Origin of the sequence: Actinomadura keratinilytica, from assembly GCF_039539665.1 — a bacterium.
Classification (GTDB): domain Bacteria; phylum Actinomycetota; class Actinomycetes; order Streptosporangiales; family Streptosporangiaceae; genus Spirillospora; species Spirillospora keratinilytica.
Window position 1 is genome coordinate 19298 of record NZ_BAABDO010000024.1, and the last position, 24348, is coordinate 43645.

Consider the following 24348-nt stretch of genomic DNA (forward strand, 5'->3'; position numbering starts at 1 on the left):
AGGACGGGTGGGAGATGACACTGGAACTGCGTGCCCTGACCGCCGGTTATCCCGGCCGCCGTGGACGGCCGCCCCGCCGGGTCCTCACCGGCCTCGACGTCGCCGCGTCCCCCGGAGAGCTGACCGTGCTGGCCGGGCCGAACGGCACCGGCAAGTCCACCCTGCTGCGCACCCTGGCCGGGCTCCAGCCCGCGCTGGACGGCCGGGTCCTGCTCGATGGCGCCGACCTGACCGCCATCGGGCCGGCCGACCTGGCCCGGCGGCTGGCGGTCGTGCTCACCGAACGCGACCTGCCGCCGCTGCTGACCGCCCGCGAGCTGGCCGGCCTGGGCCGCCACCCGCACACCGGGCTGACCGGCCGGCTGACCGCCGCCGACCGCGCCGTCGTCGACTGGGCGCTGGCGGCGGTGAACGCGTCCCACCTGGCCGACCGGCAGGTGACGGAGCTGTCGGACGGCGAGCGGCAACGCGTGCTGACCGCCCGCGCGCTGGCGCAGGAACCGTCGGCGATCCTGCTGGACGAACCCACCGCGTTCCTGGACGTCCCGTCCCGGGTGGCGCTGATGGGGCTGCTGCGCGAACTGTCACGCAGCCGGTCCCTGATCGTCCTGGTGTCCACCCACGACCTTGAGCTGGCCCTGCGGATCGCCGACCGGATCTGGCTCCTCACCGGCACCGGCGGCCTGCGCTGCGGCACGCCCGAGCAACTGGCCCTGGACGGCTCCATCGCCTCGGTCTTCGACGGCGGCGGCCTGGCCTTCGACGCCGCCGCGGGGGTGTTCGTCCTGCCCGCGGGCACCGCCGGAACCGTTCGCGTCGACGCCGGCCCCGGGCACACCCCCGTCGTGGAACGCGGCCTGACCCGCCAGGGCTGGCGCGTCACCGGTTCGACCGCCGATCTGGCGGTGACCCGCGACGACGGCGGCTACACCGCGGCCTTCGACGGAACCCGCCACCGCTTCCCTGATGCGGCCGCCCTGACCGACTGGGCACGGCGGACCGCCGGTACCGTCCCCACGCTGCGCCCCGCCGAGGACTCCCAGGTCACCGCCGCCCTGACCGACGTCGCCTCCCTCAGCGCCTACTTCGCGATCGAGGTCGCGCCTCCCGACGACGACTGGCGGCCCCTCACCGACCTGTTCACCGATCCCGACATCCTCACCGGCCGGATCACCGACGTCGCGGACCGCCTCGGCACCGCCGAACGGCGGGTCGCCGCATCGATCCTCTTCCAGGGCATGGCCGCCCGCCTGTGGTCACCCGCGCTGGGGGCCGCGAGCGTCCACGGCCTGCTTCCCGACCTCGCCCCCGACCGCCTGCACTGGAGGCCCGCCGACACCGGCCCGCTACCGCTGCGCGACCCGTCCCCGTCCGGCTGGACCACCGACGATCCCGACCGCGCCCGGACCTACCTGTACGAGACCGTGGTGGACGGCCTGCTGCGCCCGTTGGCCGACGCCGTCCGCCGCACCACCACGATCGCCCCCGGTCTGCTCTGGGGGAACGCCGCCTCCGCACTCGCCGGAACCGTCCGCACGATCACCCGCGAACGCCCCGGCCGCACCGCCCCCGCGGTCGCGCTCGGCCGCGCCCTGCTGGACCTCGGCGTCCTGAAGGGCACCGGCGACCTGCGCGGACAGGCTCCGGACAGCCCCTTCTTCGTCCGCCGCAGCTGCTGCCTGTACTACCGCATCCCCGGCGGCGGCAAGTGCGGAGACTGCGCCCTGCTCGACTCCGACGCCCGCCTCACGAACGGAGCCCCATGACCGCATCGCCCTCATACACGGTCGTCGAGGAACCCGGCACCGGAACCCTGCACCTGTGGCCGCTGCCCACGGACGAGCAGACCCTCCTCTCGCTGATCACCGACATCTTCGAGAAGTACTGGGCGCACATCCACTTCGGCGTCCTGGTGCAGGGCGCCGCCTGGGAGGTCGCCGCCCCCAACGCGCCCAAGAAGATCGCCATGTACGACGGGTACGTCACCGTCGACTTCGGCCGCTGGCACTTCCACCTGTGCATCGGTGAACACACCGCCGGCGGTCCCGAACTCGGCCGCATCCGCCGCTGCGCCCGCGCCGAGCTCTACCGGATCGTCCACGACGGCAGCCCCACGTCCTGGGGCGTGCGCATGTTCAACGGGCGCGGCGAGCAGCTCATCACCGTCATGCTGCCCAACCCCTTCCTCACCGACACCCAGCAGATCCTCTCCCCGCCCGACTTCGACCGCCTCGCGGCATGGGACGACCTGCGCGCCACCTACCTCGGCCTGCCCCCGGATCCTTTCGACCGAACCGGCAAAGGCTTCCGCCACACCTGACGAGCACACCACCAGCGGTGCTTCCCATGGCCTCCCAGCAGCCGGGTGGGCCCGGCTGCACCGAACTGCGGACCCGTGAGCTGGACGGGCACCGGCCCGGGTGGCCACCGGGTGGCCCAACCTCCATCCAATTGCAACTGAGTCGCTACTGCGTGGAGTTTGCAATAATGCGGGCCATGGTGAAACGTCCGATTCTGGCCTTGATGGCCCTTGTCATGGCGGCTACGGCCGCCTCGGGGTGCGGGCAGGGTGGCGAGTCCTCCTCGGGTGGGGACGGGTCGCTCACCTACGCGATCGGAGACGAGCCCGAAACCTTCAATCCGGGGCTGCAGGACGAGCACACCGACCCGGTCACCGAGCTGGTGTTCCGCGGCCTGACCCGGCACGACAAGGACAACAAGGTCGTCCCGGCGCTGGCGCGGTCGTGGCAGGTCGCCCCGGACGGCAAGAGCTACACGTTCTCACTGCGTCCCGGTGTCACCTGGCACGACGGGAAGCCGTTCACCGCCGAGGACGTCAAGTTCACCATCGAGACCGTCCGCGACGCGGGCGCGGATTCGCCGCTGTCGCGCAACTTCACGATGGTCGGGCAGATCGAGACACCCGACCCGACGACCGTGCGGCTCCGCCTGAAGGAGCCGTTCGCGCCGATGCTGGACGCGCTGTCGATGGGCATGCTCCCCAAGCACCTGCTCCAGGGGAAGAAGCTCACCGACCCCGAGTTCGGGCAGCGCCCCGTCGGCACGGGCCCGTTCGCGCTCAAGACCTACAAGCACGGCCAATACGCCGAGCTGACCGCCTTCGACGGCTACTACGAGGGCGAACCGGGGCTGAAGAAGATCGTCATCAAGTACGTTCCGGACGACTCGGCGCGGCTGATCCAGTTGCGCAACGGCGAGGTCGACGCCGCCCACCTGGCACCCCAGCAGGCCGGCAAGGCCACGGACCACCGGCTGGAGGTGTACCCGACCGCCGACTACCGGGCGATCATGTTCAACATGACCGACCCGGTGTTCGCCGACCGCAGGGTCCGCCAGGCGATGAACTACGCGGTCGACCGCGACGCCATCACCAAGAGCGTGGTGATGGGCTATGGGACGCCGGCGAAGGGGCCGCTGGACATGAGCCCGTACGCCGCCGCGCCCGGGTTCGCCTTCGATCCGGGGAAGGTCGCGTCCCTGATGACGGAGGCCGGATATGCCAAGAACGGGCAGGGCCTGTGGGCCAAGGACGGCAAGACGGTCGCCTTCGAGCTGACGACGTTCGCCGAGGACTCCCTGCGAGTGGCGATCCTGAACGTGTCGGCCACGCAGCTCAGGCAGCAGGGGTTCGACGTCGATCCGCGTCCGCGCCCGCGCGACTGGGTGCGCAAGCACTGGGGCGACCTGCAGGGGTTCGTGGTCGGCTGGGGCACGCCCTACGACCCCGACTCCGCGGTGTACGGGCCGTTCTCCTCGTCCCAGGCGCTGGACAAGGGCGGCTCCAACTACGGCTCATACAGCAACCCTGCCGCCGACAAGGCTCTTGAAGAGGGCCGCTCCGCACTCGACCCGGCCAAGCGCAAGGCCGCCTACACCGCGTTCCAGCAGGCGCTGCAGGACGACCCGCCGTTTTTGTGGATCGCCTACCTCCAGACCATCAACGCCGTGCCCGAGAACCTGTCCGGCCCTGCCCGGCGCACGCTCGGCCACCACGGCTACGGGTTCTTCTGGAACGCCGAGACCTGGCGCCGCACCTAGATGGCGCTGCGACTGATCACCCGGGCGGCGACGGCGCTGCTGGTCGTCGTCGCCCTGTCGATGGTGTGCTTCGGGCTGCTGGACGCCGCCCCCGGCGACCCGGCCGCGTCGATCCTGGAGGCACGGTCGGGCGGGCGCCCGGCGTCCCCGGCGGCCGTCGCGGAGTTGCGCGCCGAGATGGGGCTGGACGATCCGCTGCCCGTCCGGTACTGGCGGTGGGCGTCGGACGCCGTGCGGGGCGACCTGGGCACCTCGTACATGTCGGGGCGGCCGGTCGGCGAGACACTGCGCGACACGGTGCCGTGGACGTTGCTGCTCACCGCCGCCGCGGTCCTGCTGAGCTTCACCGCGGCGCTGGCGGTCGGGCTCGTCGCGGCGCTCACGCGGCGTGCGTGGCTGCGCCGCGGCATCGACCTGGCACTGTTCGTACTGGGCGGCATGCCCGGTTTCGTGGGGGCGCTGTTGCTGCTGTACGTGTTCGCCGCGGCGACGCACCTGATGCCGTCCGGGGGAGTGAGCCGTCCCGGTGAGCCGGTCACCGCGTACGGGCTGCTCGCCCATCTGGTGCTGCCGGCGTGCGCGCTGGCGTTCGGCCACCACTTCGGCGTCTACGTGCGGCTGGTGGAGGACGGTGTGGGGCGGCTCAGGGACGCGCCGCACGTGCAGAACGCCCGCGTCCGCGGCCTGCCCCGACGCGTCGTGGTCGCGCGGCACCTGATGCGTCCCGGACTCGTCCCGTTCACCGCGCGGCTCGGCGTCGGCGTCGGGACGCTGGTCGCCGGCGTGTACGCCACCGAGGTGATCTTCTCCTGGCCCGGGATGGGGCGTGCGGCCATCACCGCGGCCCGCGCCCAGGACTACCCGCTGCTCGTCGCGATCGTGCTGGTCACCGGCCTGGTCGTGATCGCCGCCAACCTGATCGCCGAGCTCATCGTCGCGGCCCTGGACCCGCGCGTCCGGACGGGACGGGCCGATGCCGCCTGAAGCCATGCCGTCGGAACCTGCGTCGTCTGTGTCGTCTGAATCCATCTCGTCGCAATCCTTCGAGGCCCCCGGCCGCGTCCGCGGCCTGCTGGCCGTCCGGTTGCGGCCCCGGCGCCCGGCTCTGCTCGCCGCCGTCGCCGTGCTCGCGGTGATGGTGCTGGCGGCCGTCCTGGCGCCGCTGCTGACCCCGCTGGATCCGGTCGCCACCGACACGTCGGCGACCTCGCTGCCGCCCGGTTCGCCGGGCCACCCGCTCGGCACCGATCTGCTCGGCCGCGACCTGTGGACCCGGATGCTCTACGGCGCCCGCACCTCGCTGCTGGTCGGGCTGACCGCCGCCGCCATCACCGTCGGACTCGGCATGCTGATCGGCGGGCTGGCCGCCGTCGCGCCCCGCCGGCTGGACGGTGTCATCGCCCGCATCGCCGACATCATGCTCGCCCTGCCGCTGCTGGTCGTCGTGCTCGCCTTCGCCGCCGTCGCCGGGCCGTCCCTCGGGCTGGTGATCGCCGGAATCGCGGTGACGAGCTGGATGCCGGTCGCCCTCATCGTCCGGGCCGAGCTGCGCAGCCGCCGCGAGCGCCTGTACATCCGCGCCGCCTACGCGCTCGGGCTGTCGCGATGGCAGGTGATGTGGCGGCACCTGCTGCCGGGCGCGCTGCCGCCGGTCGCGTCCATCGCCGCGTTCGAGGTCGGGCACGCCATCTTGACCGAGTCCACGCTCAGCTTCCTCGGCCTGGGCGTCCCGCCGAACCGGCCGAGCTGGGGGAACCTGCTCACCGAGGCCCAGTCGCACCTGCTCACCGGCGAGTGGTACACCGTCGCGATTCCGGCCGCCGCCGTGGTCGTCACGATCATCGCGGTCAACGTCGTCGCCGGTGCGCTGTCCGGCCCGTCCGAAGACAGGGCATGGTGACGACCTCTCGACCCGCGGGACTCACCGTCACCGGGCTGACCGTCGACGTCCCCGGACGCCGCGTCGTGCACGGCATCGACCTCGCCGTTCCCCCCGGACGGGTCCTGGCGCTGGTCGGGCCGAGCGGCAGCGGCAAGACCCTCACCGCCCGCGCCATCGCCGGCCTGGGCCCGCACGGAGGCACCGTCCTGGTCAACGGACGCCCGCCCGTGCGCGGACGCGACGTCGGATACGCCTTCCAGGACGCCCTGGCGTCCCTGAACCCGACGACCACCGTCCGGCGCCACCTCACCGAAACCGTCAAGGTCCACCGCAGAGGCGACCCGCATACCGCGTTGGCGCGCTTCGACCTGGACCCCGCTCTCGCCGCCGCACACCCCTTCGAGCTGTCCGGCGGCCAGGCGCAACGTGTGGCGCTCGCCCTGGCGACCGTGCACGAGCCCGCCGTCCTGATCGCCGACGAGGTCACCGCGGCCCTGGATCCGGTCACGCAGGCGACCGTCCTGGACCTGGTCCGCGCCCAGGCCGACGACCGCGCCGTCCTGCTGATCACCCATGACCTGAGGGCCGCCGCCCGCTGGGCCGACGACATCGCCGTCATGCACCAGGGCCGCATCGTCGAACACGGCCCCGCCCGCCGGGTTCTGGGCAACCCGAGGAGCGACCTGGCCCGCGAACTGGTCGCCGCCGCCCTCGCACCCGAGCCGGCCACGCCACCCGCCGGGGAGGGAGGGGAGAAGGTGAGCGTCCGGAACCTGCGCCGCGTCCTGCGTTCCCGCCGCCGCACCACCCTCGCGTTGGACGGCGTCGACCTCGACATCGGCGCCGGGGAGGCGGTGGCGATCGTCGGACGCAGCGGATCGGGCAAGACCACCCTCCTCGGCGCCCTCGCCGCCCTCGACCGCCCCGACCGGGGAGCCGTCCTGCGCGACGGCGACGACGTGTGGGCGCTGCGCGGCCGCCGCCGGCGCGCCGTCCGACGCCGAACCGCGCTGATCTTCCAGGACCCGCTGGCCTCCTTCGACCCCCGCCACACCGTCCGGCAGGTCATCGCCGAAGCGGGACCCTACGACGACGGCCTGCTGCGCTACGTCGGCCTCGACCCGGCCATGGCATCCCGGAACCCGGCCACCCTGTCCGGCGGGGAACGCCAGCGCGTCGCGGTCGCCCGCGCGCTCGCGCAGAACCCCACCGTCCTGCTGGCCGACGAGCCCACCAGCGGCCTGGACGTCCTCACCCGCGAACGCATCCTCCGGCTGCTGGCCGACCTGCGCCGGGACCACGGCCACACCATCGTCGTGGTCACCCACGACCTGCACGTCGCCCGCCGCGTCGCCGACCGCGTGGTCGTCCTGGACGGCGGCCGCGTCGCCGAGGACCTGCCCGCGGCCGACCTGGACGATGCGCGGCATCCCGCCACCCGGCGGCTCCTGGAGGCCTCCACGCTCGACCTGGCGTAGGGAGGGGTCACAGCGGGTCGAGCTGCGCCCGCGCATCCCGCGCCGGAGCCGACGGTCTCGTGCGGTGGAGAACGTAGACCGACATCGGCAGCTGCGGGTAGAAGTCGGCGGGCAGGGCGACGTGTCGACGCCAGCCCAGCCGCTCGTACAGGCGCGCGGCCGGCGCACCCGGATGGGTGATCAGCCAGGCGGTGTCCCAGCCTGCGACGGCCCGGGTGAGCAACGTCCGTCCCAGCCCGCGACGCTGGTGTGCCGGGTGGACGAACAGTTCGGCCACCTCGAAGGCATCGCGCGTCAGCATCACGGCGCCCTCCACGCCCGCGGCCCGGGCGAGCATCGCATAGACACGGTTCCCGGACAGGTCGCCAGGGGTGGGCCACCCGTAGCAGATACCGGCCAGGCGGCCGCTGTCCCATGCGACCCACGCCGTGAACCTTTCACGGCGTGTCGAGGCCGCCAGCTTCTCCGGATAGGCCGCGATCTGTGCGGGGGTCTCCGACCAGGGCGGACGCGCGTAGCAGTCCCGGTACAGCCTGGCGATCTCGGTGCTGATCGCCAGCGTGGCCTCTCCGTCCAGCCGCTGCACGTCGTCCACCCGCTCCTGTATCGCAAGTAATTTGCTGTTGCGACGATGATGCAATAAGACGGGCGGACTGGCCAGAGGGGTGGGCGGGGTGCAGGGCCGGGACATGTCCGCCTCGGGAGTCGGTGGAAGATGCGGAGCGGCGCCCGCCGGACCCGGGAAGGTGTTCTGAGCATGATCCGGGGTCCGGTGGGCGCCGCAGTCCGCGGGGCCTGAACGCTCGTCGGCCGTTCTTGGCGGCGATGAAGCGGGCGGCGACGTCGTTCCAGTTCACCAGGTCCCACAGCTTCTCGACGTAGTCCGGGCGCACGTTCTTGTACTGCAGGTAGTAGGTGTGCTCCCAGGCGTCGTGGTCGTAGACCTGCTGGACGATCAGCCGCTTGCCGAGCGGCTCCCAGGCCGGCACGCCTCATCCCGAGCCCAGGACGGTCGTGGTCGCCTGGGTGAGCTGCTTCTTGAACGCCTCGAACGAGCCGAAGTGCTCGTCGATCGCCGAGCCGAGCTCGCCGTTGGGGGACAGGTTGCCCCAGAAGATCGTGTGCAGGGACGTACCCGGATGAAGGCGAGCGTCTTCCCCAGACCGACCAGCCCGCCGAGCTGGTTCTTGTCGCGGGCCTCCGCCAGCTTCTCCAGCGTGTCCTTGACGTAGGCGGCGTGGTGTCCAGAGTGGTGCAGCTCCAGGATCTCACCGGTGATGGCGGGCTCCAGGGCGGCGTAGTCGTACGGAAGATCCGGAAGTTTGTAGGCCATGGAAGCCATCAACAATGCAGCCATGCTGCCTCCGGATCATTCCCGCCCGGACCATGCGCGGCGCCGTCCCTGGGCGCTGTCCCGGATGCGCGCGCCCGGCCACCGCAACATCCGCCCCCGAGCCCTCGTCGCGGACGTCCCTGGCGCGGGCCGACGGCCACCTCACCGCCGACGCGATCCACGAACACGCCACCGCGGCCGACAACCTGAACCTGTCCGCCGTCTACCGGACGCTGGCGCTCTTCGAACGCCTGCACATCCACCACACGCGCACCCGCGACGGACGCGTCACCGACCATCCCCACGCCCACACCGTCTGCGACACCTGCGCCCGCGTCACCGCCCTCCGCGACGGCGACCTCGACGACCTTGCGCCATTGGTGCGGCGCCACCTCACGGACTTCGCACCCACCGGACTCGTCATCAAAGAACACTGCCGGACGTCCTCGACAATGTGCTGCAGGTAGGCGAAATCCTGGGCGTCTCCGAGACCGCAGCCGCGCGGGTGCGGGAACTGGAAGAGCGGCTCGCCCGAGTCCGCGGCGCGGTCGCGAACGCTCCGCGCCCGCGAGTCGCGGCGATCGAATGGCTTGATCCCCTGTGGCCCGCCGGGCACTGGGTGCCCGAGCAGATCGCGACGGCGGGCGGGGAACCGCTGCTGGCCGCCCCCGGCGAGCACACCGGCCCCATGACGGACGCGGCCCTTGCCGACGCCCACCCCGACGTGATCCTCCTGATGCCCTGCGGATTCAGCCCCGACCGGACCAGGGCCGAGACGAGGCCGGAGGACTGGGAGGGCCGCGCCGATCAGGTCTGGGTGGTGGACGGCCCCTCCTACTTCAACCGCCCCGGTCCCAGAGTGATCCGCGGCGCCGAGGTACTCGCACACGTCCTGCACGGCGTGACCGTGGGCGAACCCGTCCGCGACCACGAGGCACACCGCCTCACCTGACCATCCAAGGCCATGTGCGGTGGAGCATGACGTTGGCGCGGTTGACCACCGAGTCCGGAACAGACCACAGTCCGATGACCGGCCAAGGCTGACCATCGGACTGCACATTCCGAGCCCGTACCCAATCCGATGCTGGGTGCGGACCCAGGGGCCTTTCAGCAGTAGGCAGACGCCCAAAGACTTAAGCCCCACGCAGCGGCCGTCATCACAGGCACGCGGAGGCGCCGACTCGCCGCAATCATCCGCGCCTGTCTGAGGCGGCGGCGCATCCCGCACACCATCCACGGAAGGGCCGATCAGCCGACCGCCCGGGTCCGGCGCGGGCACCGCCGCTGCGGCTTCGACCACGACCGCCACCGGCGCCGCAACATGAGCGAACACTGCTTCAACCAGCTCAAACGCTTCCGCGGTATCGCCACCCGCTACGACAAGCCCGCCACGCACTACCGCGCTGCCATCACCATCGCCGGCCTCATGCTCCGGCTCATCCACGATCCACAAAGCACGCCCTCGGTGGCTTGCGGAGCTCGCTAAACAGCCGCAGCAGACTGTGGGCGGGAGCCTGCAACTCGAAGTGTGTAAAGATGATCTTGTCGTGGGGCCGGTTGTCTTCACTGGATGCGGCCTGGGTAGGCGGCGGCGAGCTTGTTGAGCGCCTCGGCCCAGCCGTAGGTCTTGGTGCCCTCGATGAGCCGTCCGGGGTGGCCAGTGCGGGCTCCGTCCTGGTGGGTGCGGGCGGTGCGTTGGCGGGCGCGTTTGTCCTCGATGTTGACGATGGCAGGCCACAGCAGCTTGACCACCGCGTCGTCGGTGGGGAAGTTCGCTGGCCTTGGCGAGTTTCCGGAGCTGGTAGTTGAGGGATTCGATCTCACGATGCCGTTCACCGGAGCACCCCCGCTCGCGCGGGGAAAACTCAGGGCATGGTGCGCTGCAGCGCACCACCCCCGGAGCACCCCCGCTCGCGCGGGGAGAACGATAACGGTCGCCGAACGGGCATCGGGGATGCGGTCCTCCCCGCGCGAGCGGGGGTGATCCTCGACATGTTCTGGCCCAAGGAACAGCTCTAAGGTCCTCCCCTCGCGAGCGGGGGTGATCCGACGGGGCGCTGAGACCCCATCGATGGGGCATCGTCCTCCCTGTGTCAACCGAAGGTGTCCCTATGGGGTCCGGCAAGCGGCTTTATGGGCTGTGGGCTGATAGGTGGTGCCGTCGCGGAGCATGGCGTACAGGACGTCGCAACGGCGGCGGGCCAGGCAGATCAGGGCGGCGTTGTGGCGCTTGTCCTGATCGCGTTTGCGCTGGTAGTAGGTGGGGCGGACAGCGACGTGAACGCGGCTGTGAAAATGGCGCGTTTGAGGTGCTTGTTGCCGCCCTTGGGTGGTCGTTCGCCGCGGATGGAGGTGCCGGAAATCTGGCTGACCGGGGTCAGTCCGGCGTCAGCGGCCATGCCCGGAGGGCGGGAAGGACGAGCCGTCGCCGACCTCTAGCAGGACGCGGGCGGCGGTCCTAACCCCGAACCGGGGCATCGAGGTCAGGACCTGGGCGAGAGGGTGCGCATTGAGCAGCCTCTCGGCCTCGGTTGCCATCTGTTTGCGCTGGCCCAGGACGGTGCGCAGCGAGTCGGTTAGGCGCGACAGGACAGCTGCGGTGCTGCTCGGGACGGTGACGGTTTGGGCGTCCCCCGCGCCGCCATGATGTCGTCCACCAGCTATTCGCCCATGCGTAGGGCGAGTTTGCGGGCCAGGGGGAGCAGTCGTCGTCGGCCCGCCTGACGCAGAACTTTCGGTCCGCCGAACCGCGGCAGCAGCTCCAGCACGGCCGGATGGTCGGCCTTGGGACCCCAGCACCCGTTCCAGGGCCGGGTGGATCTGGGTGAGCAGGCCGCGGATGCGGTTGCGGACGCAGGGGACTTCGGCGGCCGGGTCGTCGTCGAAGCTGACCAGAACCTTCAGTTCGGCCAGCGCTTCGTCGCCGGTGTCGACTCTGCGCAGGGGTGCGGAAGGGCACGGGCGGCGCCAGCGATGACAAGTGGGTCGCAGGTGGTCGGTTTTGGCCTGGCCGGGGTGCAGGTCGGCCAGCCGGCGCATGGTCAGGCCGGCCGGATAAGCCACCTGACAGCCGGACGCGCGAGCGACCTCAGTACCGGGCCATGCTGGGCGAGCCGTTCGAACAGGGCCCGCAGCCGGGCCTCGTCGTTGGGCAGCGGCTTGTCGTGCAGCCGCCTGCCCGCAGCGTCCAGCGCGCAGGCATGATGCTCGCCCTTGCCGACGTCCACCCCGAGGAACCCGCGTATTGGCTGCTCATCGAGGTCCTGTTGAGCCGTGCGGACTTGGTCGCGGTCGGGCGACGACTGTCGGCAGCCACGTTACGAACAGACCTGCCCCGAGGGGTGGCCAGTTTCTATCAGCAGTTCATCGACGCCACCAGACCGGGTGACAGCACCTCCCGGATCATCAACGACAGGGGCAATCAGTCATGCCCGGCCCGGCGACCAAGATCCCCGCTTGCCGGGGACACGAAAGGTAACGGGGAGAGAACGAAGAGGTATTCGGCGGCAGCGCGAGTGACACCAGACCACCCCCGCCTGCGCGGGGAGAACTCGGACAACTACTATTGGCCGACCGGCGGGTTCGGACCACCCCCGCCTGCGCGGGGGGAACGGGTTGATTCGCACCGAGCGAGGCATCGGCTCCGGACCACCCTGCCTGCGCGGGGAGAACTGCCAGCGGGAGGCGCCGACGTCGTCGCTCAGCGGACCACCCCCGCCTGCGCGGGGAGAACACTTGCTGAGCTGGGGCTACATCGTGGCGTTACTGTTTTGTGACCTTAGATGGTGTGCTGGCGGCTGGTATGGCATGGGGGCAGTTTAGGTGTGGCAGGGCTTGTGTGCTGCAAGCTCCGGAAGGCTATGGGCGCGAGCGACGAAGGCGTACTTGACACCGACCGCAACGAAGACCAGACCAGCTGGGGCGTGGTGATCTGCGCTTACCCACCATTGCATGAAAATGTGGCTGTCCCGACGAGATGGTGACGCATCTGGCAGGGGGTGGACGGGCCTTCATGGTGAGGGGGTGTCTGCAGCTTAGGGGGTTGTGTGTTGACGGTCTGGGTGAGGGCGTCGTCGGCTACTTGGAGGGGCTCGGAGAGGGGGGCCGAGTTTTCGAGGATGCTGGTCGGAGGAGTGTTTGTGCTGAGGGCGGCGCGTTGAACCAGGCTGGTGAGGGCTTGGACGCGATCGGCTGTGAGTGCGGTGAGGTGAGGGCTTTGCGGGCGGTGAAGGTGCCCCCGATCTGAAGCGTTCGGTCGGCGAGATGGTTCCAGTCGGTGATGTTCGGTGCGGTACCCAGATCGGTTGCGGCGTGGGCGAGGCGCACCTGGAACAGGATGCCCGGCCCGCTATCCATGTCGTTCTGGCTCGGCCTTGGAACATCGTCGGTTTCCGTGAGGGGAACGGATGCCAGCTGGGTGAAGTGGCGGTGGTTGGTGCGTTCGGCGTGGGCGTCGAGGAAGGCGTGGATGACGGGGCCGTTCCGGTCTGCGGGGTCGGTGTATTCGAGGAGATTGTGCGCGTCGTCGTGCTGTGCTGCCGGGGCGAGGGCGAGGATACGGGTCTGGCGGGCTTCGCGGAGCCGATGTGGAGCAGGATCGTGGAAGGCGGCGTGCGCGGCGGCCTTGGCGCAGTCGCCGGTCGCAGCCAGCGCGCGGTTGCCGTCCTGGGCGAGGACGTGCTGGTACCAACTGCGGACCTGGGGTGGCGTCCTCAGCGGTGGTGAGGTTGGCGAGGGTGACGTTGGTGTCGTCCAAGGAGGACGCTGCCGCCGGGTCGAGGGCGTGAGCGATGGCGCTGAGGACTTGGTGCAAGCGGTCGGGGCGGCGAGCGCGGCCGTACGGCCGGGCCAGGTTGGCCAAGGGCTGGAGGGCGGCGATCGCGGTGCGGCCGTTCAGCGGCCAGCCGCGGCGCAGGAGTCGGAACTGTTGCCAGGACAAGTCGGCGGCCAATCCCGGTAGGCCGCAGGCAGCGGCGATCATGGCGGCGAGGTTCCTGGCGCGCGCGGGCGTGGCGATTCGTTTGTCGGGGTTCGACGGCGGCCGCGGCGGCGTCGGCATGCCGCGGATGCTCGAACCCGGTCGGGGAGTGGTAGGCAGATCAGGTGCGAGCGGGGCACGAGCGGGAGGCGGTGTAGTACCTGGGAAAACCGTGTCGGTAGCCCGATGTGTTGCTCGGGGGCTTGGGCCGAAAATCGCTTGTCGGCTGTGAGGTGGCTTTTCGTCGTGGGGTGGGGCCGAGGATGGCGGTGCGGGCGGCGTGTGCGAGGAGGCTCTGCTGGCGCGCCTGCAAGCCTGCGCGGTTCCAGTGGAAGATCGCGCGACAGGCGAGGATCTCCCGCACTCCGCGTTCGAGAAGGCCGTCGTGGGCGAGGTTTGCCAGAGGCTCGCCGCAGGCGTGGAAGGCATCCGCCCATGGCGTGGCGGCGAGGGGCCGACGGGGCCGAAGGCGGTACCGGTGTCGGTGCGCAGCAGCGTGGTCACCGTACCGTGAGGCCGGTGAGTCGGGCGGGCGGGACATTGACAGGCAGGGGCCGGTCGTGGCTTTCGCCCAGACATCGCTGATCTCATAGGGTTCAGGCCAAGCCGCGCATCAACGCTCCGCACAGCAGCATCGACACCTCGAGCCGTCCCAAGGGCAGGCCGGGGGGAGAGGCGGAGAATCGCGCGGCTGTCTGCGGCAACAGCCTGTGAGCTGCGGCCATGGCGTCGATTCCGCCGAACACGGCGGTCTCGGGTTCGTACCGGTCGGCCTGCCAGCGTTCCGGTACGCCTCGGGACACCATTTCGTCGAGGGGCCGCGTGAGCCGACGTGGCGGTGGGACGCCGTGTTGGGAGGTGAGGCGGAGCCGTCAGACGGGGTAGCTGCGGATAAAACACCATGCGCCGCTGGTGCCGGTGACGTCTTCCAGCACGAGGCGGACGGCAACGGCGTGCTCGGCGTTCTCCCAGTCGGCGAAATACAGGTTGACTTGCCGCCAATCCGGGCCCTGCTCTCGGACAGATGGGATGCGGTCCTGGGGGTGTGCGGTGCTGGTGGCCGGGTCGGTCAGGTCAGCAGCAGGCATATGTCCCATCCCGAGGCGGGCGGAGGATCGCTGAGGTTCAGGCGGGCGGTGTGCAGGGCAAGGAGGATTCCGGTGTGGTCGCAGTGCATTACCGGGCGCCCCACGCCGGCGCCATGGGGCGTGCTGGAAAGAACTGCCGGCTTCGGCGCCACGTAGGCGAACGCGCCCCGATAGGTGAGCATTCGAATCATCACGCACAGGCTGATGCCCGCGCCGATGAGTGCGACCTCCGGGAATAGGACGCTGTTGCGGTCGGTCAGTTCCAACGACGCACCGTCGCATCGACCCGGCAGCCGCCGGACAGCGAGAGCACCAGATGCTCGGCGGTTCCAGGATGATCTCGTGTCATGTCCACGGCCCCCGCCATGATGAGAGGCCGACCGCGCGGTCGAGAGGGGCTTCGCCCGTCTCGGACCTTCGCCGTCGGCCTCTGCATCGGACGCCGTCGTGACCGCGTCAGCGGCCGCCGGTGCTGGATTCGCCGGCCAGCTGAGCGGGGTCGAGGAGGCGGGCGAGCTGGTCGGGCGGGAGGAGGTTCTTCTCCAGGACGAGTTCGGCGACGCCGCGACCGGTGCGCAGGGCCTCCTTGGCGATGGCGGAGGCGGCGGAGTAGCCGATGTGCGGGTTCAGGGCGGTGACCAGGCCGATGGAGTGTTCGACGGTCTGGCGGAGGCGGTCGGGGTCGGTGGTGATGCCCGCGACGCACCGGTCGGCCAGGACGCGGCAGGCGGCGCCCAGATGCGTGACGCTCTTCATGAGGGAGTGCACGATGATCGGTTCGAAGGCGTTGAGCTGGAGTTGCCCCGCCTCGGCCGCCATCGTGACGGTCATGTCGTTGCCGATGACCTCGAACGCCACCTGGTTGACGACTTCGGGGATCACCGGGTTGATCTTGCCGGGCATGATGCTGGAACCGGCCTGCACGGGCGGCAGGCCGATCTCCGCCAGGCCGGCGCGCGGGCCGGACGACAGCAGCCGCAGGTCGTTGCTGATCTTGGAAAGCTTGACCGCGACGCGCTTGAGGACGCCGTGCAGGTGGACGAAGACACCGCAGTCCTGAGTGGCCTCCACGAGGTTCTCCGCGGTGACGAGAGGAAGGCCGGTGATGTCCGCCAGGTGCCTGCGTGCGGTCTCTGCGTATCCGGGTGGGGCGTTGAGTCCGGTGCCGATGGCGGTGGCGCCCAGGTTGATCTCGTGGACGAGGCGAACGGCCTCGGCGAGACGGTCGGAGTCCTCGGCGAGCATCACCGCATACGTGCTGAACTCCTGTCCGAGGGTCATGGGGACCGCGTCCTGGAGCTGCGTCCGCCCCATCTTCAGGACGCCGCGGAATTCCACGGACTTGGCCAGGAAGCGCGATCGGAGGGTGTGCATCGCGGTGCGCAGATCGTCGACCGCCTTGATGGTCGCCACCTTGATCGCGGTCGGGTAGACGTCGTTGGTCGACTGGCTGAGGTTGACGTGCTCATTGGGGTGGAGCACGTGGTATTCGCCCTTGGCGTGGCCGAGGAGTTCCAGGGCCCGGTTGGCGATCACCTCGTTGGCGTTCATGTTGGTCGAGGTCCCAGCGCCGCCTTGGACGACGTCCACCACGAACTGGTCGTGCAGCCGTCCGTCGCGGATCTCCTGGCAGGCCCGCCGGATCGCCTCCGATTTCGGCCGGTCGAGGAGCCCGAGCTCCTCGTTGGCCGTGGCGGCGGCCTCTTTCACGGCGGCGAGCGCGGTGACCAGGTCCGGGTAGGTGGAGACGGGGATGCCGGTGATCGGGAAGTTCTGCAATGCACGCCATGTGTGCACTCCCCAATACACGTCGGCGGGCACTTCGACGGGACCCAGCAGGTCTTCTTCGACGCGAGTCACCGGCACTTCCTTTCGACTGGCGAGGCCATGAGGTTCACGCGGGATACGGGGCATCAGAGGTATTCGATCTGCGCGGCCGGTGCGGTGCGGCCTGGGGCGTGTTCGGTGGATCCGCAGCGGCGCGGTGATCCCGGCCTGGTGGTGTGCGGCTTGGTGTGGCGGGTGGCGCTGCCGCGTCGTCACCTGAGCCGGTCGGTGACATCGCGGCGTCGCTGGAGTGGTCGCCGCCGGTGCGGGCGGGCCGCCGCCCCGGCCCGCCCGCACCGGCGGCGGACGACCCGGCCGCCGCGATCTGCCGACAGCAACTACGCGGCCGTCGCGGCCTCCGCGGCTCGGCGGGCGAGGTCGCCGGCGATCTCGAAGCGACCCACCACTGCATCGCCGCCCCGTACCGCGGTCTCCAAGAACGGCGCGAGCGCCGCCGGGTCCACTCCGCAGATCGTGAGGGCGGCGGCGGTGACCGGAAGACGGGCCCGCTCCGACCCATCGGCGATCTTGACACCGACGGCGCGTCCGTCCGGGAGGGCGGCCACCATGACCGCCTCGAAACCGTCCTTGGCCAGCAGGCCCGGCACCGCGGCCGTCAGCCGCACCACGTCGCGGCCCCGGCCGGCGAGCATCCGCGGGTGTGCGCGCAGCGCCGCCGCCAGGGTGGCGAGGTGTCCGTCGCGCGCGGCGGCGATCCGCGCGTACGCCCTGGTCAACCCGTGCAGGGAGACGGCGAACAGCGGCGCCCCGCAGCCGTCGGCCGATGTCCGGGCGATCCGGTCGCCGGTGAGGTCCTCGACGGTGTCGGCGATCACCTTCTGCAGGGGATGCCCCGGGTCGAGGTAGTCGGCGGTGGGCCAGCCGTTCAGCCGGGCGGTCAGCAGCATCGCGGCGTGCTTGCCGGAGCAGTTCTGCGCGAGCCGCGACGGCGGCCGCCCCTGCGCCCGCCACTGCGCGCGCAGGTCGGGGTCGAGGGGAAGGTCGCTGGTGTTGCGCAGGTCGGACTCGCCGAGCCCGGCCTCGGCCAGGATCCGCCGCACGCCGCGCCGATGGTGTTCCTCCCCCGAATGGCTGGCCGCGGCCAGCGCGAGCAGCTCGCCGTCCAGCGGCAGCCCGCTGCGCAGCATGCCCGCGGCCTGCAGCGGCTTCATCGCCGACCGCGGGAAGAACGGCGTCTCGACGTCACCCGCCGCGTACAGCAGGCGTCCGTCGGGTCCGAGCACCGCCACCGAGCCGTGGTGGACGCTCTCGACGAGGTCCCCGCGGACGACGTGCAGCAGGGGGACGTGGCGGGGCGGTCCGATCAGGTCGGCCATCACTCCTCGTTCCTTGTTCCGGGGGCGCCGGTCGCGCTTTCGGCGTTCGCACTGCGGATCGTGTGGACCCGGCGGCGCACCGCGAACCATCCGGCGACCAGCGCCAGCACGATCAGCGGCGTCACTTCGATCGTGATGCGTCCGGGGCCGTCGTCGAACCACATCAGCACCAGCACCGAGGCCAGGAAGAGCAGCGTGACGACCTCGCTGTACGGGGACAGCGGCAGCCGGTATCCGGGACGGGACAGCTCGCCCGCGCGGGCCTTCCGCCAGAACAGCAGGTGGCAGATCATGATCATGCCCCAGGTGCTGAGGATGCCGATGGCGGCCAGGTTCAGCACGATCTCGAACGCGTCCTCGGGCACGACGAAGTTGAGGCCGACACCGAGAACACAGACGGACGCGGTGAGGAGGATGCCGCCGTAGGGGACGTGCGAGCGGTTCATCGCCGCGGTGAACCGGGGCGCCGAGCCGGACATCGCCATGGAGCGCAGGATGCGGCCGGTGGAGTACAGGCCGGAGTTGAGGCTGGACAGCGCGGCCGTCAGCACGATCAGGTTCATCACCCCGCCCATGCCGTCGATGCCGAGCTTGGACAGCACGGTGACGAAGGGACTCTCCGAGGCCGAGTACGCGTCGGACGGCAGCAGCAGCGCCAGCAGCACGACCGAACCGACGTAGAACAGGCCGACCCGCCACATGATGGAGTTGATGGCCCTGGGCATGACCTTCTCGGGGTCGGCGGTCTCACCGGCGGCGACACCGACCAGCTCGATCGAGGCGTAGGCGAACACGACGCCCTGGACGACCAGCAGCGCGGGCAGGACACCGTGCGGGAAGACGCCCCCGTTGTCGAAGATCAGACCGGGGCCGGGCTGGTGCCCGTCCACGGTGTGCCGCGTCGCGAGCAGGAACGTCCCGATGAGCAGGAAGTCGACGATGGCGCCGACCTTGATGAAGGCGAACCAGAACTCCAGCTCGCCGAACAGCTTCACGGAGATCAGGTTGATCGTCAGGACCACCGCGAGCGCGATGAGCGCGATCACCCACTGCGGGACGTCGCTGAACATGCCCCAGTAGTGGGTGTAGGTGGCGACCGCGGTGATGTCGGCGATTCCGGTGGTCGCCCAGTTCAGGAAGTACATCCACCCGGCGACGAAGGCGCCCTTCTCGCCCATGAACTCCCGGGCGTACGAGACGAACGCGCCTGAGGACGGGCGGTGCAGGACCAGTTCGCCGAGCGCCCGCACCACCAGGAAGGCGAACAGGCCGCACGCCGCGTACGCCAGGGCCAACGCCGGCCCCGCGTTCGCGAGCCGTCCGCCCGCGCCCAGAAACAGCCCGGTGCCGATGGCGCCGCCGATGGCGATCATGTTGACGTGCCGGGACTTCAGCGCCTTGCGGTAACCGGCGTCACCCGCATCGACGTGCGGCTTCGCGGTGCGGAGCAGTGGGCTGTGGAGGCTTCTGTCGGTCATGCCTCGGGGCCGCCTTCCGATCGGGGTGCGTCGGCGGGGGTGCGCACGATGCTGTTCAAGGTCGCCTCGACGCGGCTCAGGTGCAGGTCCATCGCCTCGACCGCCTGCTCCGCCGAGCCCTCGATGATCGCCTCGACGATGAGCCGGTGTTCGGCGTTGGCGCGTTCCCGGCGGCCGCCGAGGTCGTTGAGGAACTTGGACTGGTGGGCCAGCGCGTCGCGGATCTCCTCGATGACCCGCCGGAACACCGGATTGCCGGACGCCTGGGCGATTGTGATGTGGAAGAGGGTGTCCATCGCCACCCAGGCGACCGGGTCGGTCTCCCGTTCCATCCGCTCGATCAGGTGGCCGAGTTCGTCCAGGTCCCCCGCGGTGCGCCGGGTGGCCGCATAGCGGGCCACCGGAATCTCCACGTGGCGGCGCACCTCCAGCAGGTCCCTGGCGGAGTACTCGCCGAAGACGGGGTTGTCGGCGGGGCCGTTGGACTGGACGAACGTCCCCTTGCCGGTCCGCGAGACGGTGAATCCCAGCGCCTGCAGCGTGCGCAGCGCCTCGCGGATGACCGATCGGCTGACCTCGAAGCGGGCGGCGAGCTCGGCCTCCGACGGCAGCTTGTCGCCGACCGCGTACTCGCCGCGCTCGATGGCGCCGCGCAGATGCGTGAGCACGGCCTCGACCGCGGTGACCCGCTTGAGGGGCTGTCCGCCTGCCTGGCTGTCTGACAGGTTCATGGTGGAGCATCCTGTGGTAGGCCTCACAATCCTGTCAACCCCTGATCTCCTCGTCCTGTCCACCGGCGATGATCAGCGCAGACGCTCGGGGCGTCGATCACGGCGGCCATGGGGTGCGGCTGCGGCCCTCCTGGACGCGGACCAGACGGTGCAGCAGGCCGGTGAGTCGGGCGAACAAGCATTCGTGCGCCAGGGCGTATCCGGTGGATCGTGGTGGGTCCGTAGCAATGCGGCGGCCAGAGTGCCCCGGCGCGGTGGTGACAGGCCGGGCCTGGCGTGACGTGGCGATGCCGCACGTCACTTCGGGGCGGTCGGTGCGGTGTTCGACCACTTTGCGGTGTCGGCCGGGGCGGCCACATCGGAGACGGGCGCGCGGCCGCCGAGATCCACCAGACACAACCTAGAGGCGGAAGCAGCCGTACACCGTCTGGCGGGTAGTCGTGTGGCGGGTAGCGGCGGGGGGATGCCGGTGTGGTCTGCGCAGATGATCGCGTCGACGATGGTGCGCAGATCGCGCCTGGCTGGCGTCCGATGTCCAGCCGGTCGGGCCCGCACATGGCGGGCCAGGGTCGGTTCGATCAGCTCCCAGCGGGCATCTGACCGGTCGCTGGGATGGCGAGGCGTTCGTGGGATGTTCGGCCATGAGTGTGGCGTAACACCGCGGACGCGCTCGGCCGGAGTCGCGGCGGTCGGGTGACAGGGCCCGGCTGCCACTGTCACCGGCTCGCAGACCGACACGGTCCGGCATCTGATTACAAGACAGAAGAACGCCTCCACAATGGGCTACAGAAACTTTTCTCTTGTCTCAGTGGACACAGTCAAGGTGTTGTGTCTTCGCCCGGTTGAACTAACGTCGCCGCCGAATCGGCGCCTATCATCCCATTCGGGAACCAAACGCCCGCTCAGTCGCTCCCAAGCCATTCGACAATCCTCGCGATGCTGGCGTCGAAACCCGTTCGTCCAGGTCGGTTCAAGTCCCCGTGGGACGTACCCGGCTCGTAGCCGACCTGCACCCGGCGGCCGTGGGCCCGCAATTCCTCGGCGAAGCGCTCTCCCGAAGCGCGCAGGGTGTCGCGTTCGGAGTTGACGATGAGTGTGGGAGGAAAGCCGGAGAGATCGGCGCCTCCGGGAAATGCCTCGGGAAGCCGTTCGGGCCGGTCGCGGCCGACGTAGTTGCAGGCCACCCAGCGCACCGAGGCCTGGGTGAAGGTGCCCAGCCGCCGTAGCCCTCGCAGGCGACGGCCAAGCCTGGGCCCCAGTGGGGGCAATTCGGCGTGCAGGAGCGGGTAGGCGAGCACGAGGCTCGCCGGGGCCGGCGAGGCGGCGCGGATGAGCCTCAGCGTCAGCGGTGCTGCCGGCGTTCCGCCCGCACTCGCCCCGCCCACATGGCAGCGGTTCGGTTCGGCCCCCAGGTCTGCGACGTTCTGTCGCGCCCAACGCCATGCCCGCTCGCAGTCGTCGAGCGGCTGCGGGAACCGGACCGCGTCCGGGGCGCGCTGGGCGCGGCGGTCTCCGAACCTGGGGGCCAGCCGGTAGCCGACAGCAACGCAGACGACTCCGGCCTCCGACAGTGCCCGGCAGACGGCGTCGCTTTCCGGCATGTCCAGCGAACCGCCGACGAAGGCGCCGCCATGGATCCACCACAGAAGAGCTCCCGCACACGGGCAGGCTGCTTCCGCCGGATAGACCCGGATCGGCAGCGGAGGGTGCGGACCGTCGAGCGTGATGTCCCGTATCGGCAGGGGCATGGGGCTTCCCTGTGATGACGGATCTTCGGTGATCGGCGGCCGGTTCCCGCCGCGGCGGGAACCGGCCGCCGTCGGATCAGAGGGACGCCTGGCCGACCTCGGCGCTGTCGAGCCGCTTGAGCCTGGGGATCAGCGCGACCGACAGCATCCCCGCGGCGGCGAAGCCCGCGGCCAGCCAGAAGGCGTTGGTGTAGGCGGCGTCCCGGTAGAACTGAGTGCCCTTGAGCACCGTTCCGTCCTGCGCCAGCACCACGAAGATCATCTGGGTGACGACGGTGACCAGCGTGCCCTGCACCATGCCCTGCAGGCCGTTGGCCCGGGCCTGCTCGGTCGGTGACACCACCTCGATGATCATGACGGGGACAAGGGCGACGATCATGCCGACACCGAGCGCGACCACGATACCGACGCCCATCAGCTGCGGCACGGTGTGGTGGAACTGGGCGGAGAGGGCGTAGCCGACGGTCGCGAGGAGGGCTCCGGCCGCCAGCAGCACCCGGCTCTCGAACCGGCGGGCGAGTGCGCCGGTCACCACGGACGCAAGGACGATGAGGACGCTGGCCGGGGCGCCGATCCAGGCGAGCTTGGTGGCGGTGTAACCAAGGCCGTCGGAGATGGTGGGGATCTTCGGCATGAGGCCGAGCAGCTGGTTGATCGTGCCGGCGGAGTAGACGGTTCCGGCGAGGAGGGACGTCGCCAGGAAGACCGACCAGACCGGACGGCGGGCCAGCATCGAGATCTCGTACTGGGGGTGGGCGATCCTGCTTTCGACGACCACGAACAGGACCACCGCGAGGATCCCGCCGACGATGAAGGCGAGGGTCTTTGCGTCGGTCCAGCCCCACTGCGCGCCTCTGCCGACTCCGTAGACAGCGGCGGTGACACCGCCGCCGAGCAGCAGCCCCCCGATCCAGTCGACCGGTGTCCGCTCACCGCGCACGGGGCTCTCCGGGACGAAGGCAAGCAGCAGTACAAGACTCACGGCGGAGGCCGCCGCGAGAAACCACATCACGCCGCGCCATCCGGCGCCATCGAGGAGCCAGCCGGACAGGAACGGCCCACCGAGCGCCACGATGCCGATGCCGCCGCCGATGAGACCGCTGGCCGGTCCGACCAGGCGCGGTGGGAACACGTCGCGGGCCATGGCGTACACCAGCATCGCCATCGGGGCGTAGAAACCGGCGATGCCCCGGCCGAGCAGCAGCACCGCGAAGCTCGGCGCGAGCGCCGCGATCAGGTCGCCGACCAGGCCGAGGACGGTCAGGGCGACCATGACGCGCTTCTTGCCGTACAGGTCGGCGGCCTTCATCACGAACGGGGTGATGAACGTGCCGACCAGGCTCGAGAGCAGGGTGAACCAGGCGATCTGGGTGGTGTGGAAGTGGATCGCGATCTGCGCCTGCGCGTTGCCGGCGAGCAGGCCGATCGCCGACAGGAGCTGGGCGGGCCAGACGAGCGACACGAGCACGAGAGCCGTGCGGGCGCCGAAGCCCGCGCGGTCGGCCTCTGGCGACGGGGCGGAGGCGGTCGACGTCATGGGGTGGGACCTCCAGGCGTGCGAGGTGATGTGAGCCGGAACACTAGCGCCTAAAACCGATGAAAGCTAGGTTTTGGGGTGTCCCGATCCCCGTGACCTCGCCCGTCGCCGCCGGGAGCATCGGCGCAGACGTCTGCAGTAACTTTCTTCGGGTGACCACCAAGCGCAAACCTCGCGGCCCCTACCGCAAGGGCATCCAGCGCCGTGCGCAGATCATCGACGCGGTCCTGGAGCTCTTCGCCCAGCAGGGCGACCGAGGCTTCTCCCTCCAGGAGATCGCCGACAGGGTCGGCCTCTCGCTGCCCGGCCTCCTGCACTACTTCGGGTCGCGCGAGGAGCTCCTCCTCGCCGTCCTGGAACGCCGGGACACCCTGGAGACCGAGGACCTGACCGCCGGCGACGGCGCCGAGGTCCAGAGCCCGGGCGAGGCCGTGGTGCGCACCGTCCGCCACAACATGACCCAACCCGGCCTGGTGAAGCTCTTCGTCGCCCTGTCGGCCGCGGCCACCGAACCCCAACACCACGCCCACGCGTTCTTCGCCGAGCGCTACCGCAACCTCGCCGAGACGATCAAGACGGGGCTGGAGTCCGGTCAGGGGAGCGGCGCCACCCGCACCGACGTGGACGCCGAACACATGGCCCGCCTCCTGCTCGCGATTTCCGACGGCCTCCAGATCCAGTGGCTCATGGACCCCACCGTCGACATGGCCGCCATCGTCGAAACCTTCAACCGCCTCTGCCGGCCGCTCGGCCCCCAAGAAGACTCCGCATCGCCCTCGGCGTCCTCCGGTTCCAAGGTGACGCCGGAAGAGAAGGCGGATACGGACATGTGACCGTCCCGGCCGTCGAAGGGCTCGGACAGTCGGTCGCAG

19 protein-coding genes and 4 pseudogenes are annotated in these 24348 nt (G+C 70.5%); 10 read left to right on the top strand and 13 right to left on the bottom strand.

Translation table 11 applies throughout. The features are described from left to right. Positions 1 to 14: 14 nt before the first annotated feature. The 6 genes from ABD879_RS10965 to ABD879_RS10990 all read left to right on the top strand — a co-directional run bounded on the left by ABD879_RS10965 (position 15) and on the right by ABD879_RS10990 (position 7419). The gene (locus tag ABD879_RS10965) at positions 15 to 1766 is read left to right on the top strand and encodes an ATP-binding cassette domain-containing protein (RefSeq protein WP_345020122.1); all 1752 of its coding nucleotides are present in this window, start codon (positions 15 to 17) and stop codon (positions 1764 to 1766) included. After that, entirely contained in the window at positions 1763 to 2320 is a 558-nt protein-coding gene (locus ABD879_RS10970) for a DUF7676 family protein (RefSeq protein ID WP_345020124.1), read from the top strand. The genes ABD879_RS10965 and ABD879_RS10970 overlap by 4 nt, the downstream gene beginning before the upstream one ends. Before the next feature lie 215 nt (positions 2321 to 2535). Then, positions 2536 to 4059: an ABC transporter substrate-binding protein gene (locus tag ABD879_RS10975; RefSeq protein WP_345020126.1), complete on the top strand. Its 1524-nt coding sequence runs from the start codon at positions 2536 to 2538 to the stop codon at positions 4057 to 4059. Then, the gene (locus ABD879_RS10980; protein ID WP_345020128.1) at positions 4060 to 5043 is read left to right on the top strand and encodes an ABC transporter permease; all 984 of its coding nucleotides are present in this window, start codon (positions 4060 to 4062) and stop codon (positions 5041 to 5043) included. A gap of 28 nt (positions 5044 to 5071) precedes the next feature. Beyond that, positions 5072 to 5959 (top strand): ABC transporter permease, encoded by an 888-nt coding sequence (locus ABD879_RS10985; RefSeq protein ID WP_345020130.1) that lies wholly within the window; start codon positions 5072 to 5074, stop codon positions 5957 to 5959. After that, entirely contained in the window at positions 5953 to 7419 is a 1467-nt protein-coding gene (locus ABD879_RS10990; RefSeq protein ID WP_345020132.1) for an ABC transporter ATP-binding protein, read from the top strand. Before ABD879_RS10985 ends, ABD879_RS10990 begins: the two co-directional genes overlap by 7 nt. A 7-nt stretch (positions 7420 to 7426) precedes the next feature. Here the strand turns inward: ABD879_RS10990 and ABD879_RS10995 are convergent, their stop codons facing one another. Continuing rightward, on the bottom strand, positions 7427 to 8014 hold the full coding sequence (locus ABD879_RS10995) for a GNAT family N-acetyltransferase (protein ID WP_345020134.1): 588 nt from the start codon (positions 8012 to 8014) through the stop codon (positions 7427 to 7429). Between the two features lie 220 nt (positions 8015 to 8234). Further along, positions 8235 to 8761: pseudogene (locus ABD879_RS11000) on the bottom strand (superoxide dismutase); the annotation flags it as partial. A gap of 44 nt (positions 8762 to 8805) precedes the next feature. On the opposite strand from ABD879_RS11000, the gene ABD879_RS11005 reads away from it, so the two are divergent. Both ABD879_RS11005 and ABD879_RS11010 read left to right on the top strand, forming a co-directional pair. Beyond that, the gene (locus ABD879_RS11005) at positions 8806 to 9219 is read left to right on the top strand and encodes a transcriptional repressor (protein ID WP_345020136.1); all 414 of its coding nucleotides are present in this window, start codon (positions 8806 to 8808) and stop codon (positions 9217 to 9219) included. Continuing rightward, positions 9207 to 9704: a TroA family protein gene (locus ABD879_RS11010; protein WP_345020138.1), complete on the top strand. Its 498-nt coding sequence runs from the start codon at positions 9207 to 9209 to the stop codon at positions 9702 to 9704. The genes ABD879_RS11005 and ABD879_RS11010 overlap by 13 nt, the downstream gene beginning before the upstream one ends. Positions 9705 to 10315: 611 nt before the next feature. Here the strand turns inward: ABD879_RS11010 and ABD879_RS11015 are convergent. Together ABD879_RS11015 and ABD879_RS11020 are read right to left on the bottom strand one after the other, a co-directional pair. Next, positions 10316 to 10571, bottom strand: a pseudogene (locus ABD879_RS11015) (IS256 family transposase); the annotation flags it as partial. Between the two features lie 290 nt (positions 10572 to 10861). After that, positions 10862 to 12008, bottom strand: a pseudogene (locus ABD879_RS11020) (IS110 family RNA-guided transposase). A gap of 1055 nt (positions 12009 to 13063) precedes the next feature. On the opposite strand from ABD879_RS11020, the gene ABD879_RS11025 reads away from it, so the two are divergent. Then, entirely contained in the window at positions 13064 to 13477 is a 414-nt protein-coding gene (locus ABD879_RS11025; RefSeq protein WP_345020140.1) for a hypothetical protein, read from the top strand. 849 nt (positions 13478 to 14326) lie between these two features. On the opposite strand, the pseudogene ABD879_RS33135 reads toward ABD879_RS11025, so the two are convergent. The 9 genes and pseudogenes from ABD879_RS33135 to ABD879_RS11065 all read right to left on the bottom strand — a co-directional run. Then, positions 14327 to 14590, bottom strand: a pseudogene (locus tag ABD879_RS33135) (thiopeptide-type bacteriocin biosynthesis protein); the annotation flags it as partial. A 12-nt stretch (positions 14591 to 14602) separates the two neighbouring features. Continuing rightward, positions 14603 to 14818 (bottom strand): hypothetical protein, encoded by a 216-nt coding sequence (locus tag ABD879_RS11030; RefSeq protein ID WP_345020142.1) that lies wholly within the window; start codon positions 14816 to 14818, stop codon positions 14603 to 14605. Beyond that, entirely contained in the window at positions 14800 to 15084 is a 285-nt protein-coding gene (locus ABD879_RS11035) for a hypothetical protein (RefSeq protein WP_345020144.1), read from the bottom strand. Before ABD879_RS11035 ends, ABD879_RS11030 begins: the two co-directional genes overlap by 19 nt. 190 nt (positions 15085 to 15274) lie before the next feature. Continuing rightward, entirely contained in the window at positions 15275 to 16678 is a 1404-nt protein-coding gene (aspA, locus tag ABD879_RS11040) for an aspartate ammonia-lyase (RefSeq protein WP_345020146.1), read from the bottom strand. 305 nt (positions 16679 to 16983) lie between these two features. Further along, the gene (locus ABD879_RS11045) at positions 16984 to 17982 is read right to left on the bottom strand and encodes an asparaginase (RefSeq protein WP_345020148.1); all 999 of its coding nucleotides are present in this window, start codon (positions 17980 to 17982) and stop codon (positions 16984 to 16986) included. Continuing rightward, the gene (locus tag ABD879_RS11050) at positions 17982 to 19460 is read right to left on the bottom strand and encodes an amino acid permease (RefSeq protein ID WP_345020150.1); all 1479 of its coding nucleotides are present in this window, start codon (positions 19458 to 19460) and stop codon (positions 17982 to 17984) included. The genes ABD879_RS11045 and ABD879_RS11050 overlap by 1 nt, the downstream gene beginning before the upstream one ends. Continuing rightward, positions 19457 to 20191, bottom strand: a complete 735-nt coding sequence (locus ABD879_RS11055; RefSeq protein ID WP_345020152.1) for a FadR/GntR family transcriptional regulator — start codon at positions 20189 to 20191, stop codon at positions 19457 to 19459. Before ABD879_RS11055 ends, ABD879_RS11050 begins: the two co-directional genes overlap by 4 nt. A gap of 902 nt (positions 20192 to 21093) precedes the next feature. After that, the gene (locus ABD879_RS11060; protein ID WP_345020154.1) at positions 21094 to 21939 is read right to left on the bottom strand and encodes an alpha/beta hydrolase; all 846 of its coding nucleotides are present in this window, start codon (positions 21937 to 21939) and stop codon (positions 21094 to 21096) included. 76 nt (positions 21940 to 22015) lie between these two features. Continuing rightward, entirely contained in the window at positions 22016 to 23476 is a 1461-nt protein-coding gene (locus ABD879_RS11065) for an MFS transporter (RefSeq protein ID WP_345020156.1), read from the bottom strand. Positions 23477 to 23628: 152 nt separating this feature from the next. On the opposite strand from ABD879_RS11065, the gene ABD879_RS11070 reads away from it, so the two are divergent. Continuing rightward, positions 23629 to 24309 (top strand): TetR/AcrR family transcriptional regulator, encoded by a 681-nt coding sequence (locus ABD879_RS11070; RefSeq protein ID WP_345020158.1) that lies wholly within the window; start codon positions 23629 to 23631, stop codon positions 24307 to 24309. The last annotated feature ends 39 nt before the right edge of the window (positions 24310 to 24348 follow it).

What these genes read in the sequence shown, in the direction of transcription:
- ABD879_RS11030 (WP_345020142.1), bottom strand. Translation starts at nt 14,818, where the DNA reads ATGCCTGCTGCTGACCTGACCGACCCGGCCACCAGCACCGCACACCCC.
- ABD879_RS11055 (WP_345020152.1), bottom strand. Translation starts at nt 20,191, where the DNA reads ATGAACCTGTCAGACAGCCAGGCAGGCGGACAGCCCCTCAAGCGGGTC.
- ABD879_RS10980 (WP_345020128.1), top strand. Translation starts at nt 4,060, where the DNA reads ATGGCGCTGCGACTGATCACCCGGGCGGCGACGGCGCTGCTGGTCGTC.
- ABD879_RS11045 (WP_345020148.1), bottom strand. Translation starts at nt 17,982, where the DNA reads ATGGCCGACCTGATCGGACCGCCCCGCCACGTCCCCCTGCTGCACGTC.
- ABD879_RS10970 (WP_345020124.1), top strand. Translation starts at nt 1,763, where the DNA reads ATGACCGCATCGCCCTCATACACGGTCGTCGAGGAACCCGGCACCGGA.
- ABD879_RS10990 (WP_345020132.1), top strand. Translation starts at nt 5,953, where the DNA reads ATGGTGACGACCTCTCGACCCGCGGGACTCACCGTCACCGGGCTGACC.
- ABD879_RS11060 (WP_345020154.1), bottom strand. Translation starts at nt 21,939, where the DNA reads ATGCCCCTGCCGATACGGGACATCACGCTCGACGGTCCGCACCCTCCG.
- ABD879_RS10975 (WP_345020126.1), top strand. Translation starts at nt 2,536, where the DNA reads ATGGCGGCTACGGCCGCCTCGGGGTGCGGGCAGGGTGGCGAGTCCTCC.
- ABD879_RS11065 (WP_345020156.1), bottom strand. Translation starts at nt 23,476, where the DNA reads ATGACGTCGACCGCCTCCGCCCCGTCGCCAGAGGCCGACCGCGCGGGC.
- ABD879_RS11050 (WP_345020150.1), bottom strand. Translation starts at nt 19,460, where the DNA reads ATGACCGACAGAAGCCTCCACAGCCCACTGCTCCGCACCGCGAAGCCG.
- ABD879_RS10965 (WP_345020122.1), top strand. Translation starts at nt 15, where the DNA reads ATGACACTGGAACTGCGTGCCCTGACCGCCGGTTATCCCGGCCGCCGT.
- ABD879_RS11005 (WP_345020136.1), top strand. Translation starts at nt 8,806, where the DNA reads ATGCGCGGCGCCGTCCCTGGGCGCTGTCCCGGATGCGCGCGCCCGGCC.